Origin of the sequence: Listeria monocytogenes (genome assembly GCF_900187225.1) — a bacterium.
Lineage (GTDB): Bacteria > Bacillota > Bacilli > Lactobacillales > Listeriaceae > Listeria > Listeria monocytogenes.
Genome location: NZ_LT906436.1, coordinates 805,802 through 820,175, shown reverse-complemented (window position 1 = coordinate 820,175; position 14,374 = coordinate 805,802). Strand labels below are relative to the sequence as shown.

Genomic DNA, 14,374 nt, shown 5'->3' with positions numbered 1-14,374 from the left:
TTTGGTGTGAACTCGCGTGAAGATACTGGTGGCTTTATTTCCGGTACATCTTAAACTCCAAAAATAATTCATTATAATACGACAGCATTCGTTTACCAAGGTTATCATATACTTCTAAATTATTCAGTTCGTCCATATCCGGATAAAAACGTTCATCACTCGAAATTTCTTTTGGTAACAATTCGACAGCTTTTGCATTTGGTGTTGCATAGCCAACATATTCAGCGTTAATTGCGGCATTTTCTGGTTTTAGCATGAAGTTAATAAATTTATGCGCGCCATCGACATTTTTCGCTGTTTTTGGGATGACCATGTTGTCGAACCATAAATTGGAGCCGTCTTTTGGAATTACGTATTCTAAATCTTCATTTTCACTTAACATTTCCGCCGCTTCTCCGGAGAAAGTAACCGCGACACCCGCCTCATTGTCCGCCATGAGAAGTTTAATCTCATCGCCAACAATTGCTTTAACATTCGGTGTCATCGTTTCTAGCTTGTCTCTGGCAGCTTGTAGGTGTGCTTTATTCGTATCGTTCAGTGAGTAACCCAGACTATTCAGCCCAAGCCCCATCACTTCACGCGCCCCATCAATCAGCAAGATTTGGTTCTTCAACTCAGGATCAAATAGCGCATTCCACGTATCGAAATTCTTATCCGGGAACATTTCTTTATTATAAATAATGCCAAGCGTTCCCCAGAAATAAGGCATCGAATATTTATTATCATCATCAAACGACAAATCCATAAAACGCGGATCAAGGTATTTTTCATTTGGTAATTTGGAATGGTCAAGTGGGATCAGCAAATTTTCTTCTTTCATTTTGCTAATCGCATAATCACTTGGCACCGCAATATCAAAGGTCGTTCCACCTTGCTCAATTTTCGTCATCATCGCTTCATTAGAATCAAATGTTTGGTAAATGACTTTGATACCTGTTTCTTTTTCAAATTTAGTAATGAGTGATGGATCAATGTAATCGCCCCAGTTATAAATCGTCAGCGTATTACTCCCAGCATAGCCCTCCGAACGGTTCATCGTTGTTGCAAGTAACATCATTAGGAGCGCGACGACAATTACTGGTACAAAAATTTTCAGCAGTTGCTTCATTCTTTCGTCGCCCCCGTCCGAATATTTTTACTTGTATTACGTTGGTTGATAAAGTAATAACCAATCACGAGAATAATCGTGAATAGGAAAATCAGTGTCGACAAAGCATTGATTGAAAGCGAAATCCCCTGTCTTGCTCGGGAATAGATTTCTACCGCTAAAGTTGAGAAGCCATTTCCGGTTACAAAGAAAGTGACCGCAAAATCATCTAGCGAGTATGTCAACGCCATGAAAAATCCAGCTAACACGCCTGGCATAATATAAGGCAGAATAACTTTTGAAAGAACTTGCCACTGGCTTGCACCTAAGTCGCGCGCCGCATCCATTAACGTCGGGCTCATTTCTTGTAATTTCGGCAAAATCATCAATACGACAATCGGAATACTAAAGGCGATATGCGATACTAGGACGGAAATAAAACCTAATTTTACGCCTAAAATCGTAAAGAAAATCAAGAAACTAGCACCGATAATAACGTCAGGACTAACAATCAACACATTATTCAAACTTAAAAGCGAGTTTTTCGCAAATGGTTTTGGCATAAATTTAATCGCCAGCGCCCCGCAAACTCCAATAATAGTCGCAATCACAGAAGAAAGTAGCGCAATCACAAACGTATTTAGCACGATAATCAGTAAGCGTGTATCTTGGAAAACTTCTTTATAATAGCCAAGCGTAAAACCACTAAAATTATGCATCGTGCCGCCTTTATTAAACGAATAAAAAATCAAATAGAAAATCGGCGCATATAAAATCACAAAAACAAGCACTAAATAAATCGTACCCCATTTACTTTTCTTCATTTACGCGCACCTCTTTTCTTTTTCGAACCTGTTAGGAACATAATTAAAATCATCGCAATAATTAAAAATACGCCAATTGTCGAACCCATTCCCCAGTCTTGCGTTACTAGGAAATGTTCTTCAATCGCTGTTCCGAGCGTAATGACACGGTTTCCTGCAATTAATCGTGTAATCATAAAGAGTGATAGTGCTGGAATAAAGACAGCCTGACACCCTGATTTCACGCCATCAGCAGTGAGTGGGAAAATCACCCGTCTAAATGTCGTCAAACTCGATGCGCCTAAATCACGCGACGCTTGAATCAACGTCGGATTAATTTCCTCAATTGCATTAAAAATCGGTAATATCATAAACGGAATAAAAATATAGGTCGATACAAATAAGAAACTAAAATCCGTAAATAAAATCTGTTTCGAGCCAATTCCAAGTATTTCTAAAAACTGATTCGCCGCCCCATATGTCCCAAAAATCCCAATAAAGGCATACGCTTTAAGCAGCAAATTAATCCAAGTTGGCAAAATAATAAGTAGCAACCACAATTGTTTATGCTTTAGTTTCGTTAACAAGTAAGCCGTTGGGTACGAAATCAGCAGTGTGAAAACCGTAATTAAAAACGCATACCAGAACGAACTCGCCGTCATTTTTAAATAGACAGGGGTGAAAAAGTGAATATAATTATCTACAGTAAAATTGCCGTCAACATCAAAAAACGAATAATACACAATCAATAAAATCGGTGCAACAACAAAAAGTAAAATCCAAAGAACATAAGGAACAAGATAAACTGTACGGGTGCGTCTATTCATTACTGCACCTCATCGTAGCTATCAAGCCGCTTATCGAATTCTTCCTCCGTTTCCCCGAGACGCATAACATGAATTGCCTCTGGTTCAAACGCTAAGCCAATCTTATCACCCACACGAACTTTTCTAGTTGTGTGAACAAGCCATTCATTTCCATCGATATCGATACAACCTACTTCATAGTGCACACCACGGAAAAGCATCCAGTCTACGGTTACTTGCAGTTGACCTTTTTCAGCCGAAGTAATCTCTAAATCTTCCGGACGGATAACTACTTCCACGACTTCATTTGGGCGGAAACCTTGGTCGACACATTCAAAACGTCTTTCCACAAATTCCACTTCAAAGTCTTGAATCATTTTGCCATTAACAATGTTCGATTCGCCGATAAAATCTGCGACAAATTTATTTATTGGCTCGTCGTAAATATCAATTGGCGTACCACTTTGTTGAATTTCGCCTTTATTTAACACAAAAATTTCATCACTCATCGCAAGTGCTTCTTCTTGATCATGCGTCACAAAAATAAACGTAATCCCAAGACGTTTTTGTAAATCGCGCAATTCATATTGCATCTCTGTACGTAATTTTAAATCAAGTGCTGATAGTGGCTCATCAAGCAAAATAACTTCTGGTTCATTGACGATTGCCCGAGCGATTGCGACACGTTGTCTTTGTCCGCCAGACATTTCGCTAATTTCTCTTTTTTCGTATCCTTTTAAGTTAACAAAGCGCAAAGCTTCTTTTACTTTTTCGTCAATTGCTTCTTTTTTCAATTTTTTAATGCGCAGTCCAAAAGCGACATTTTCATACACATTTAAATGTGGAAATAAAGCATAATCTTGGAAAACGGTATTTACCGGTCGTTTGTTGGCTGGAATTTGGTTAATTACTTTATCTCCTAGGTAAATTTGTCCTTCTGAAGCTTCTAAAAATCCAGCAATTAAGCGCAAAATGGTTGTTTTTCCGCAACCAGATGGTCCAAGCAAAGTATAAAACTTCCCTTTTTCTATTTCAAAGCTGACATTGTCAAGCACTGGTGGATCATTATCAAATTGTTTTGTTACGTTTTCAAAACGAATAATTGTTTCTGTCACAATCATTTACCTCCCTTATAAATATGACTCTGTCGCTACTAAGATGAGTGTTGCATGTTCACTCGATCGATTAATTATTTGATGTTCATCTGCGGCGTGGAAATAAATTGCTTCTCCTTTTTTGGCTACATACTCATTTCGACCAAGTAGCACGGTCACTTCCCCTTTTAACACATAAGCAAAAGTTTCTGAAAGTGATGGTTCAAAGCTTTTAAAACAGCTATTTGCCTCTATTTCAAGCAGTACCGGCTCCATTTCTTTTTCATTCGATTCTGGAACAAGCCACTTTATTCTGTAACCTTTTTCTTCATCTTCAAAGAAAGTATGCTCTAGTTCTCCGTAAATTACTTTTTGATTGTGTTCTTCTTCATCAAAGAAATCTTTCGGAGTGGAACCTAACACTTCCAAAATAGCAAATAACGTTTCAATGGAGGGAGAACTTAAATCTCGCTCTAGTTGAGAAATATATCCCTTCGTCAAATCCGTTCGTTCGCCTAATTCTTCTTGTGTTAAATTCTTACTGAGCCTAAGATTTTTAATGCGTTTGCCAATTTCCATGTCGATGTCCTTTCTTTCAAGTTTAGTGATAGTAAACCTCAAGTTATAGAAGTTTACTAATATTAAACATAAAGTTTACTTACAGCAAGCTACATTATACAACAAAGCTTTCACATGAACAATAGTTTTTTTGAATTTCCCTAAGATAGACAACGTTTAATTTTAGTGCTAAAATTTCCTTAATAAAACAGCTTAGGTGGCAGATATTCATGAAAAAATATCACTTTTCAGAACTCAATATCAATATAGGTACCGTGCTTCTTATAATTATGATTAGCTTTACCTTTATTACTTTTATAATAATTGCAATGACACTTCCGGTACCATGGGAATATTTTGTTCTTCTTTTTGCCCTAGCCCTCATGTTCTCAGTATTTTTCAAGAGGCTTTTTCCAAGTAACTTTTCTGTTAGTGAAGAAGCTTTTTACTATAAAGAAAAAGCATATCCTTATAGCGAATATCTTATCGAATGTGATGCAAAATTAATTCGCTTTAATGGAGGCTCCAGAGGGATGCCTTACTATCGAATTGTAATCATAAATAAAGATACACGCGCAGAAAAACTAATTCGAGTATACAATGCAGAGCGTAGATACAAGAACGCAAATAAGCATATGCAAGAACTAATGGAAGAACTACGTAATGAAATCAATCAATATCAAGCTTAACTAAAACATCTTAGGTGGTACTCGAAAATGAAAACCTACCCTTTCTTTAAATATAATATGAATATCAAAACATTTTTTATGTTTATTGTTTGTTTTGCAATACTTAGCCTTGGACTATATTTTTTAATTACCTTTGATTCACTCCGTATTTGGCAATTTTTTGGTATATATACCATTTTTAGCGCGTATACTATTTACGTACTGACTACTTATGTTAATGGTACTGTTTCCGTTAATAGTCATGCGCTCTTTTATAAAAAAGGGTTTTCGGATAAAAAGTATCTTTTCAATCAATATATGCTGGAGTGTGACACCAGATTGCACGGGCGGACCTCTTCTTTTCTTCCCTTTTACACAATCAATATTCTTGATTTAGAGACAGGCAAAGAAACAAAAATTAAGATTCGTAATGCAGCTATCGTTCACAGAAATGGCAGAAAAAAATTCCATTTAGAAATAGAAAATCTCGCTGAACAATTAAAAAAAATACAAGCTAAATAGAAAGCCCTAAGAACAAGACAATGTTCTTAGGGCTTTTTGTCATTCTAAAAAATCATCATACAAATACGTTTCAATCATATTTAAATTCTGGCGTAAGTCTCGTGCTAAATCTCTAGAGATTCCGCCTTTTTCAAACATATTTTGGATAATATCACGTTCTAATTGGAAAGCCACCACTTGGACTTCGCGTTTTTTCTGTTCGAATTTTGCTCGCTTGCCTCGAGGACTATGCTCTTTTCTTACGCGTTCTAGAAAAATAGTATGTTCGGTAATTAGCGGTCCAATAACATCAGCATTTTCTTTCGTTAATTGTTCTTTGAGTTTAGAAATAATGAGTATTTCATTTTCTTCTCGTAATTGACGAATTGCTTGGAATCGTTCGCTGTCTTTAGAAATACCTTTTTTCACTTTATGCGTTATTCTACCCCATTTTTTCGGGTGAATGACAAGCATTATTAGACGATAAAGGAACATCCATGCTGTTTTTACTTTTGTCCGGAAGCGTTGTTTGATTGCTTGTTCCATCATATTAAGATAGTGTTGATAACGATAACTATCTGTAGCAACAATGCGTCCTTCATCGGTCATTTTTTGGGTGTTTTCACGTTCCCACTGGATGATTTCTAATCGTTTCGCACGTTCTCTTTCATCCATGCCTCGATTCGAACTATTATTTTGCTGTAAATCGTAAATTCTTTTGCGATAATCTTCAATTACTTCATCCGTTGCTGCTTTCGTTTCAGGTAGCGTCTGCTCTTTTAATTCTCTAATCACGTTTCTCAGGATTCGAATCCGCGTTGCAATTTCAGCTCGTTCATCTTCCGTTGTCACTTCTTCACTTTTGGCAAGTAACGGTAAAATAAATGTCGCAATCACTAATGTACAAAGAATAACACCGGATGCAATAAAAATAATTAGTGAGCGCTGCGGAAATAGTGATCCGTCATCTAAGAAAAATGGAATTGCGAGCGCACTGGCAAGTGTAACTGCCCCGCGAACACCAGAAAGCGATGTAAGTACAACCGGTCTAAATTTAGGTAGTTGTGTTTTTTTATTTTGTTTCTGTCTTTGCTTCGCGCCGATGCTCCACGATATGTATACCCATATAAAGCGCAGTAAAATTAAGGCTGCCGTGATAGACAAAATGTAAGCCATTACTTGTAAATTACTACTTCCAGAATCATTCCACACTACTTCTGTAATCGCAGGAAGTTGTGTTCCTAATAATAAAAATACTAAGCCATTTAAAACAAAAATGATAACCGACCAAGTGCTCTGCGAAACCACATTTAATTTCACTAACTGAGGATCCATTTTCTTTTGTTCCATTGAGTGCATAATTCCAGCTGCAACAACCGCTAAAATCCCAGAAACATGTATTTCTTCCGCTGCTAAATAAATAATAAATGGTGTCAAAATTTGGATAAGCATATGAAACGTAACATCTTCCATTCCAAGGCCGCGAACCCATTTTAACAATCGGAATTTTAACCAACTCAAAATAAGTCCGACTAAAATACCACCAATAGCTATAACAAAAAAGCTAATACTCGCATCCATTAAACTGAACACGCCGGTTACCATAGCTGCAATCGCGAACTGGAAGGCAACTAGTCCTGACGCATCATTAATTAATGCCTCACCTTCAAGCAAATTCATAATCCGTTTGGGTAAATTAATCCGCCCAGAAAGAGAACTAACTGCTACAGCATCCGTTGGCGCAAGAGCTGCTGCTAAGGCAAAAGCAGCTGCTAGTGGAATCGTCGGAATCATCCAGTGAACAAAATACCCAATCACGACAACCGTTGCAAACACCAGTCCGAGCGCTAATACTAAAATCGGCATTCGCATACCCCAAAGAGCTGCTTTATCAGTCTGCCTGCCATCATTAAATAGCAAAGGCGCAATAAACATGACTAGAAAAAGTTCTGGGTTTAATTGCAAATTAAACGTAATCGGCATAATGGCAATTAATACACCAAGACCAATTTGGATCAGCGGTACCGAAACAAAGGGAACAAACCGGTTGAGTAAATTAGAAATAAAGATGGCTACAAGTAATGCTAAAACATATAAAAATATCTCCAATATGTATCGTCCCCTTTCATTTTTCTCCTATATTATTATGAAGCAAAATAAACTATCTCGCAAATATAAAACAGCTTTATTTCTTTGCATCCATCTCACTTGCAAAGAAATAAAGCTCCATATTAGATTAATTTTCTTTTTCTTTTTTATATTTATCAATTTGATCATTTAAGTTTTTCATTTTTTCATCTAAATGGGTGATAATTCGTGCGGCATCTTGTAATTCATTAACTAACTCAACAGGAGCTTCTTGTTGATATTTATAATAAATTTTATGCTCCAAACTCGCCCAAAAATCCATTGCGACCGTCCGAATTTGAATTTCCACTGTCATTACCTCTGAACGATTTGTCAGGAAAACAGGAACTTCGCAGAGTAAATGTAAACTCCGGTAGCCATTAGGTTTTGGATTTGTTACATAGTCTTTTACTCGTTTAATAGTGATATCACTTTGTCCTGCAAGCATTTCGTGAATTCTAAAAATATCTGTAACAAAAGAACAAGTAATCCGAATTCCAGCAATGTCGTGCACATATTTCAGTGCATTTTCTGGGGTAATATCAACCTTTTTCTTTTCTAATTTCGCCCCAATACTTTCGAGTGATTTCACACGTGACTTCAAATGTTCCATTGGATTATAATCATGAATAAATTGAAATTCTTCATTCAATATTTTAAGTTTCGTATTCACTTCTTCTAGCGCAAAACGATGAAGAAGCATAACATTTCGCCAGTTCTTCAGCTCATCAACTGATGGTTGTTCCATGGTGACACTCCTTCCATATGTATAAACTTCCTATTCCATGTTACTACAAAATAGAGAACAGTGTAACTATATGTCTAAAGTTTCACCAGTTTCTCATGAATTTTTCATAAAAAAGCCTAGAATAAATTTTTATTCTAGGCAAAAAAATTGTTATTTTCGAAGATAAGAAATACCCGCTAAAGTAATAAGCATCCCTAAAAATACTGTAAGAGGTAATTTGTCTCCGGTTTTAGGGAGCATTTTATTCTTTATTTCATTTGTTTCTATCATTTTGATAACATTGATTGAATTTGTTTTTTCGATATTATCTTTTGGAATAATGGATAAAGGTATTTCCGAATCTTTTGGAAGAATAATTATTTCATTTGGCTTTTCTGGTTTTACATCATTCCCTCCCGGTTCAACTGGAATAATTGGATCTATTTTTTTCGAATTAGTAATAATAATGGTTACTTGTATTGGTGTTGCCTCGTTTCCTGCCGTATCTACTGCAGTTAGTGTCACCGTATAACTCCCTGCTGTACCAAAATCTACCGCATTTAAATCGACTTCAATCGGGCTACCATCATCCGTTGTCGCATGAATATCTGTTAAAAATTCGGCAGCCGTTTTTGTTGTTCCCTCTGGATAGCTGACTTTTTCATCTGCTGTAATGACAGGTTTACTTGTATCTACTGATGTAATAATAATAGTGACGTCTACTGGTGTTGCCTCATTTCCTGCTGTACCAAAATCTACCGCATTTAAATCGACTTCAATCGGGCTACCATCATCCGTTGTCGCATGAATATCTATTAAAAATTCGGTAGTCGTTTTCGTTGTTCCCTCTGGATAGCTGACTTTTTCATCTGCTGTAATTATCGGCCGAGTACTGTCTTTTGTTAATGGCTGGATTACTGTTCCTGAATAAGTCGCATTTATATTTAAAATCGTTATTTTTGTAGTAAAGTCATAAGAAAGATTGTCTTTTGTTTCGTTTAAATTCCATGATAAAGTAGGGCTATTATACGTTCCATTATCACTAATATTATTTGGTGTTACTATGTTACCAAAATTATCCATTACTTTATTTTCAATGGAAATATTTTTTTGAAAAGGTATTTCTCGATTAGTAATAATTTGGTCATTTAACTTTAGTGTCTTAAGCGTAGTTAGATTGGCTACTGGAGTTATATCTGTGATCTGATTGTTATTCAGTTCTAAATACTCAATATTTGCCCAATTACTCACTTCACTAATGTTACTAATTTGATTATTATACAAATAAACGCTTTTTAATTTAGGTAAATTTGCTGTGAAATCAATATTTCTAATCTGTGCATTATATAACCATAATGTATTTAAGTTTGTTAAGTTACCGATAACTTCTGGATTTTCTACTGGATTATTACTAAAACTAAGATATTCTAGAGCAGTTAATTTTTCTATATCACTAATATCATGTATGTTGTTACTTCCTAAACTTAATGTTTTTAGATTAACAAGATTCTTAACAGGACTAATATCTTCTACATTAGCTGTGTAACAATTAAAAATAGACAATTTAGTGAGATTTTGAACAGCACTAATATCGCTTATAGGGTTATTTCCGCAATAGAAAGTAGTTAAATTAGCTAAATCAGCCACTGGTGATATATCTGTTATTTGATTAGTATTAATTAGCAATGTGGTCAATTTCTTAAGATTTGCAACTGGTGCTATATCTGTTATTTGGTTTTTCTCTACATCTAGTTCAGTTATATTTTGAAGATACTCCACACCTTCTATTGATTTTATTCCTTTATTAATTGCTTGAAAAGATCCAGTAAGACTATTTAATTCAGTTTGCGTTACTGTATCACTAGTGCTTTTTTTATTTAATTTTTTAAGATTCAATGATTTTAAAACTTCATTAGCCATGGCAGGATCTGGAAAAACATCTTTAATTGCAGCTGGTGGTGCTACTTGTAAATTATTATCAGCTGATGGTGATTCAGTCTTCGCATGCGCATTCGGAACAAGGCCATTTAATAACAAAGTCAAAAATAATATTACGGTGCATAATTTTTTCATTCAGTTAACTCCTTTATGTTTTACCTCTATACTTATAATACATGTTTAAGAAAAAGTTTTTTTCCCAAACTAAGAGTATCCACTGCTAAACTATGGCAAAAAACCGACAAAAAAGCTTACAGATATAATCTGTAAGCTTTAGACATTTTCATTAACTAATCGGACAGCTAATCACTTCATCTTTATCCGTTACAAGCAATAAATTACGATTATAATACTGACCATCACTTTTTAGAATCATTGTTTTTTCCGTTTCGTTATAATCGATAGTTAATGCTTCTTCTAAAAACATTTCTGTCCATCGTTTAATTAGCACTGGACCAATGTTTGATTGAATTTCGTCATCTTCCGCTGTTTTCTCTTCTACCAGTCGCAATGTGAAAATACCACTATTTTCGCAAGAACAGCCTTCTGTATCATAATACAAATGTAGCCGCCCTTCTAAATTCGACCGTAGTGCAGCAAGCCGATTTTTAGCGCTATCTGTAAATGTTATATACATAACTTATCACCTCTAACTCCATTATACACTCATACTTCCAGCTTTCCTTCCGCACTGCTCACATACGATTAAATTCACAAATTAGACATTGGGTTTTCGTTCATTTGCGTGGTATGATAGGAATGTATTTACAAAGGGGGAGAAACACGCAGATGACCGCTTATCCACAATTCGATGTTATTTTAAAAGCATTAAATTTGTCTAGTGTAGGAGTAATTATCACGGATCCTGAGCAAAAAGATAATCCAATTATTTTTGTTAACACTGGTTTTGAAAATATTACCGGCTATGCTAAAGAAGAAGCACTTGGCTCCAATTGTCACTTTTTACAAGGAGACGATACTGACAAAGAAGAAGTTGCAAAAATCCGTCATGCCATTAACGAAAAATCAACTGCGAATGTTTTACTAAAAAATTACCGAAAAGATGGAACTTCTTTTATGAATGAACTTACGATTGAACCGATTTACGATGATCATGAACATTTGTATTTTGTCGGCATTCAAAAAGATGTGACAACAGAGCACGACTATCAGCTGGAACTCGAGAAATCATTAACCGAAATCGAGAAACTTTCCACGCCAATTGTTCCGATTAAAGAAAATATTTGTGTATTACCACTGATAGGCTCGCTAACACACGACCGTTTTCAGCATATGTCTGAATATGTGAGTGAATACATGGATCACGGCAAAGAAGATTATTTGATTATGGATCTTTCTGGTTTAGCCGAATTTAATGAAGATGCAGTAATGAATCTTGTAAAGTTCCACGGATTTATGAAATTAACTGGCGTAGAACTTATCATCACCGGAATTTCGCCAAAATTCGCCATGACATTAATTCGCTACGAAGAAAACCTAGCCAGCTTAACTACTTACAGCACAATCAAAGAAGCATTACAATTTTACTAAAAGATATTGCAAAATAGCCCGTTTTCCGTTATTATGGGTAAATAATCAAATATAAACCCTCATCCAAATGGTGAGGTAGAGGTTGCGAGATGCACTAGTAATTTTTTCGAGGCGAAACAAAGACGCCGACGACAAAGAATGAACAGGTTGATCGCCGAAGTGACTATTTTCTCTTTGTTTAGAAATAGTTGTTGGGACAGTTTCCTAAAGGGGCTGGACTGCTATAAGAATTTGTCGAAATTTCTTATAGGTGTGCTATCTGACAAAATGATGTTGGTAAAATACGTAACAGCCAATTTCTTGCAGATTGGCTGTTTTTGCGCACTTCCTCTGATAATAGAAAGGGAGATTTATAGTGAAAAAAGAAACACATGGCGAGATTCGTCGTGACTTAAAAACAAGGCATTTGTCCATGATTGCCATTGGTGGTTCGATCGGGACGGGATTATTTTTAGCAAGTGGTAATGCGATTCATACTGCCGGACCTGGTGGCGCGTTGGTTGCTTATGTTGCAATCGGGATTATGGTGTACTTTTTAATGACAAGTTTAGGCGAAATGGCTACTTACATGCCTGTATCTGGTTCATTTAGTACGTATGCTAGTCGATTTGTTGACCCAGCTTTCGGGTTTGCACTTGGTTGGAATTATTGGTTTAACTGGGCCATTACACTTGCGGTTGATATTTCCACTGCTGCAATTATCGTTCAATTTTGGCTACCGAATACTCCTGCTTGGCTATGGAGCGCGATTTTCTTAATTTTGATTTTTGGCTTAAATGCGCTTTCGGTAAAAGCTTACGGAGAATCAGAATATTGGTTTTCGATTATTAAAGTGGCCACCGTTATTATTTTCCTTATCGTCGGCGTGCTTACTATTGTCGGAATTCTTGGCGGCGAAGTTATCGGCTTTTCTAACTTTACAGCTGGCGATGCTCCGTTTAAAGGTGGATTTTTTGCCATCTTAGGTACCTTCTTGATTGCTGGATTTTCTTTCCAAGGTACAGAAATGGTTGGTATTGCGGCTGGTGAAAGTGCCACTCCAGAGACCAGTGTGCCAAAAGCAATTAAGCAAGTGTTCTGGCGGATTTTGTTATTTTATATTTTTGCGATTTTCATTATTGGGATGATTATTCCTTATACTAACCCGAATTTACTTAGTGCCGAGGCAACAGATGTGGCAATTAGTCCATTTACACTCGTGTTTGAAAAAGCTGGTCTTGCATTTGCGGCTTCCGTAATGAATGCGGTTATCCTGACTTCTGTTCTATCTGCTGGTAATTCAGGTCTTTACGCTTCCACAAGGATGCTTTGGGCGATGGCTCGCGATAAAAAAGCACCTAAATTCTTGGGAAAAGTAAACCGTCGTGGTATTCCGATGGCAGCATTAATCGTTACGACGATTGTTGGTGCCATGACATTCATTACAACGCTAACAGAAAATGGCACAGTAATTTATACGTGGTTACTTTCTGCCTCTGGTTTAACTGGATTTATCGCTTGGGTCGGCATCGCTATCAGTCATTACCGTTTCCGAAAAGCATTTATCAAACAAGGGCATGACTTAAGTGAACTAAAATATAAAGCGAAATTTTTCCCATTCGGACCTATTTTAGCACTTGTTTTATGTATTTTAGTCATTGTCGGTCAAGATTACGCGGCATTTTTAAAACCAGAATTTACGAATCCGGCTTGGTGGCAAAAAATCGGCATTTCGTATATCGGTCTTCCCATTTTCCTAGTTTTTTGGCTATCTTTTAAATTTACAAATAAAACTAAAGTTATTCCACTGGAAGACTGCAAATTTGATCAAAAATAAAAAAACATCTCTTGTTCATTCATTTTTACTTGAATGATACAGGAGATGTTTTTATTTACTCTTTTTCAGTAAGGTTTCGACTTTTTTATTTAGACGAATTAATTCTTCTATTTCGTTTTCGGTCAGGTTTTCGAATACTTTCATCATGGCTTTGTACATAAAAGCGTTTGCAGTAGAGCGTTTTGATAAGTCTTCTCCTTTTTTCGAAAGCTTGAGTGTTAAATCCATGCTGTCATTTGGAATTGTTTTGTTTAATTTCACTACTAAACCTAGGCTAATTAACCCGTCAACATTAGCTGCAGCCGAACTTCCAGTAATAATTAATCGTTTCGTTAAATCCGCCACTGAAATACCAGGTGTGCTGTAAATCACATTAATCATGGCAAGTTGCTGAATGGTTAATCCTAAACTCGCTGCATTTTGATCGGCATATCCCGCTGAAATTCGCTGGATTGACCAATAAGTTTTTAATAGTTCACTAATATTTTCTGTATCTGTATTAATTCCTACCATCATCCAACCTCCTCTTGTAACCTATTCTACGCACTTTAACCAAAAAACTCAATCATATTTACGAAAAAAATATATTTCTAATACGTTTTTATAGTTGCTTATTAAAAGTAAGTATGATATAGTTTACTTATAAACAGTTAAGCAATTGCTTTTCTAAGGCGTAAAAGTATTTTTTCTCAGGTTTA

The 14,374-nt window shown here is 36.0% G+C and carries 14 protein-coding genes and 1 riboswitch; of the genes, 4 read left to right on the top strand and 10 right to left on the bottom strand.

The genetic code is table 11. From position 1 onward, the window contains the following. Positions 1 to 34 precede the first annotated feature (34 nt). From CKV70_RS04155 to CKV70_RS04135, 5 genes are read right to left on the bottom strand one after another with little or no spacing between them, the layout of a single operon-like run. A complete protein-coding gene (locus CKV70_RS04155) occupies positions 35 to 1,108 on the bottom strand; it encodes an ABC transporter substrate-binding protein (RefSeq protein ID WP_003721374.1) in 1,074 nt (357 codons plus the stop codon). Next, the gene (locus tag CKV70_RS04150) at positions 1,105 to 1,911 is read right to left on the bottom strand and encodes an ABC transporter permease (RefSeq protein WP_003721373.1); all 807 of its coding nucleotides are present in this window, start codon (positions 1,909 to 1,911) and stop codon (positions 1,105 to 1,107) included. Before CKV70_RS04150 ends, CKV70_RS04155 begins: the two co-directional genes overlap by 4 nt. Beyond that, positions 1,908 to 2,717 (bottom strand): ABC transporter permease, encoded by an 810-nt coding sequence (locus tag CKV70_RS04145; RefSeq protein ID WP_003721372.1) that lies wholly within the window; start codon positions 2,715 to 2,717, stop codon positions 1,908 to 1,910. Before CKV70_RS04145 ends, CKV70_RS04150 begins: the two co-directional genes overlap by 4 nt. Continuing rightward, entirely contained in the window at positions 2,717 to 3,811 is a 1,095-nt protein-coding gene (locus CKV70_RS04140) for an ABC transporter ATP-binding protein (protein ID WP_072215848.1), read from the bottom strand. The genes CKV70_RS04145 and CKV70_RS04140 overlap by 1 nt, the downstream gene beginning before the upstream one ends. Before the next feature lie 15 nt (positions 3,812 to 3,826). Continuing rightward, entirely contained in the window at positions 3,827 to 4,369 is a 543-nt protein-coding gene (locus CKV70_RS04135) for a helix-turn-helix domain-containing protein (RefSeq protein ID WP_003733776.1), read from the bottom strand. Between the two features lie 209 nt (positions 4,370 to 4,578). Between CKV70_RS04135 and CKV70_RS04130 the strand changes: the two genes are divergently transcribed. Together CKV70_RS04130 and CKV70_RS04125 are read left to right on the top strand one after the other, a co-directional pair. Then, positions 4,579 to 5,037: a hypothetical protein gene (locus CKV70_RS04130; protein ID WP_003732943.1), complete on the top strand. Its 459-nt coding sequence runs from the start codon at positions 4,579 to 4,581 to the stop codon at positions 5,035 to 5,037. A 27-nt stretch (positions 5,038 to 5,064) separates the two neighbouring features. Continuing rightward, positions 5,065 to 5,538, top strand: coding sequence for a hypothetical protein (locus tag CKV70_RS04125; RefSeq protein ID WP_014600639.1), 474 nt, complete (start codon positions 5,065 to 5,067; stop codon positions 5,536 to 5,538). Positions 5,539 to 5,577: 39 nt separating this feature from the next. On the opposite strand, the gene CKV70_RS04120 is transcribed toward CKV70_RS04125, so the two are convergent. The 4 genes from CKV70_RS04120 to CKV70_RS04105 all read right to left on the bottom strand — a co-directional run bounded on the left by CKV70_RS04120 (position 5,578) and on the right by CKV70_RS04105 (position 10,946). Then, positions 5,578 to 7,626 carry a Na+/H+ antiporter gene (locus CKV70_RS04120; RefSeq protein ID WP_014600638.1) on the bottom strand — a complete coding sequence of 683 codons (2,049 nt, stop codon included), beginning with the start codon at positions 7,624 to 7,626 and terminating at the stop codon, positions 5,578 to 5,580. 127 nt (positions 7,627 to 7,753) lie between these two features. After that, complete coding sequence (locus tag CKV70_RS04115; protein ID WP_014600637.1) at positions 7,754 to 8,392, bottom strand: GTP pyrophosphokinase; 639 nt, start codon at positions 8,390 to 8,392, stop codon at positions 7,754 to 7,756. 150 nt (positions 8,393 to 8,542) lie between these two features. Beyond that, positions 8,543 to 10,444 (bottom strand): lmo0801 family class 1 internalin, encoded by a 1,902-nt coding sequence (locus CKV70_RS04110; protein WP_014600636.1) that lies wholly within the window; start codon positions 10,442 to 10,444, stop codon positions 8,543 to 8,545. Positions 10,445 to 10,595: 151 nt separating this feature from the next. Continuing rightward, positions 10,596 to 10,946, bottom strand: a complete 351-nt coding sequence (locus tag CKV70_RS04105; RefSeq protein ID WP_003723978.1) for an iron-sulfur cluster biosynthesis family protein — start codon at positions 10,944 to 10,946, stop codon at positions 10,596 to 10,598. Positions 10,947 to 11,098: 152 nt separating this feature from the next. Between CKV70_RS04105 and CKV70_RS04100 the strand changes: the two genes are divergently transcribed. Beyond that, complete coding sequence (locus tag CKV70_RS04100; protein ID WP_003723977.1) at positions 11,099 to 11,860, top strand: YtvA family blue-light photoreceptor; 762 nt, start codon at positions 11,099 to 11,101, stop codon at positions 11,858 to 11,860. 68 nt (positions 11,861 to 11,928) lie between these two features. Beyond that, positions 11,929 to 12,126, top strand: a riboswitch (Lysine riboswitch). 89 nt (positions 12,127 to 12,215) lie between these two features. Beyond that, positions 12,216 to 13,676, top strand: coding sequence for an amino acid permease (locus CKV70_RS04090; RefSeq protein ID WP_003732937.1), 1,461 nt, complete (start codon positions 12,216 to 12,218; stop codon positions 13,674 to 13,676). Positions 13,677 to 13,727: 51 nt separating this feature from the next. On the opposite strand, the gene CKV70_RS04085 is transcribed toward CKV70_RS04090, so the two are convergent. Next, positions 13,728 to 14,189 carry a MarR family winged helix-turn-helix transcriptional regulator gene (locus tag CKV70_RS04085; RefSeq protein WP_003724157.1) on the bottom strand — a complete coding sequence of 154 codons (462 nt, stop codon included), beginning with the start codon at positions 14,187 to 14,189 and terminating at the stop codon, positions 13,728 to 13,730. Positions 14,190 to 14,374 lie beyond the last annotated feature (185 nt).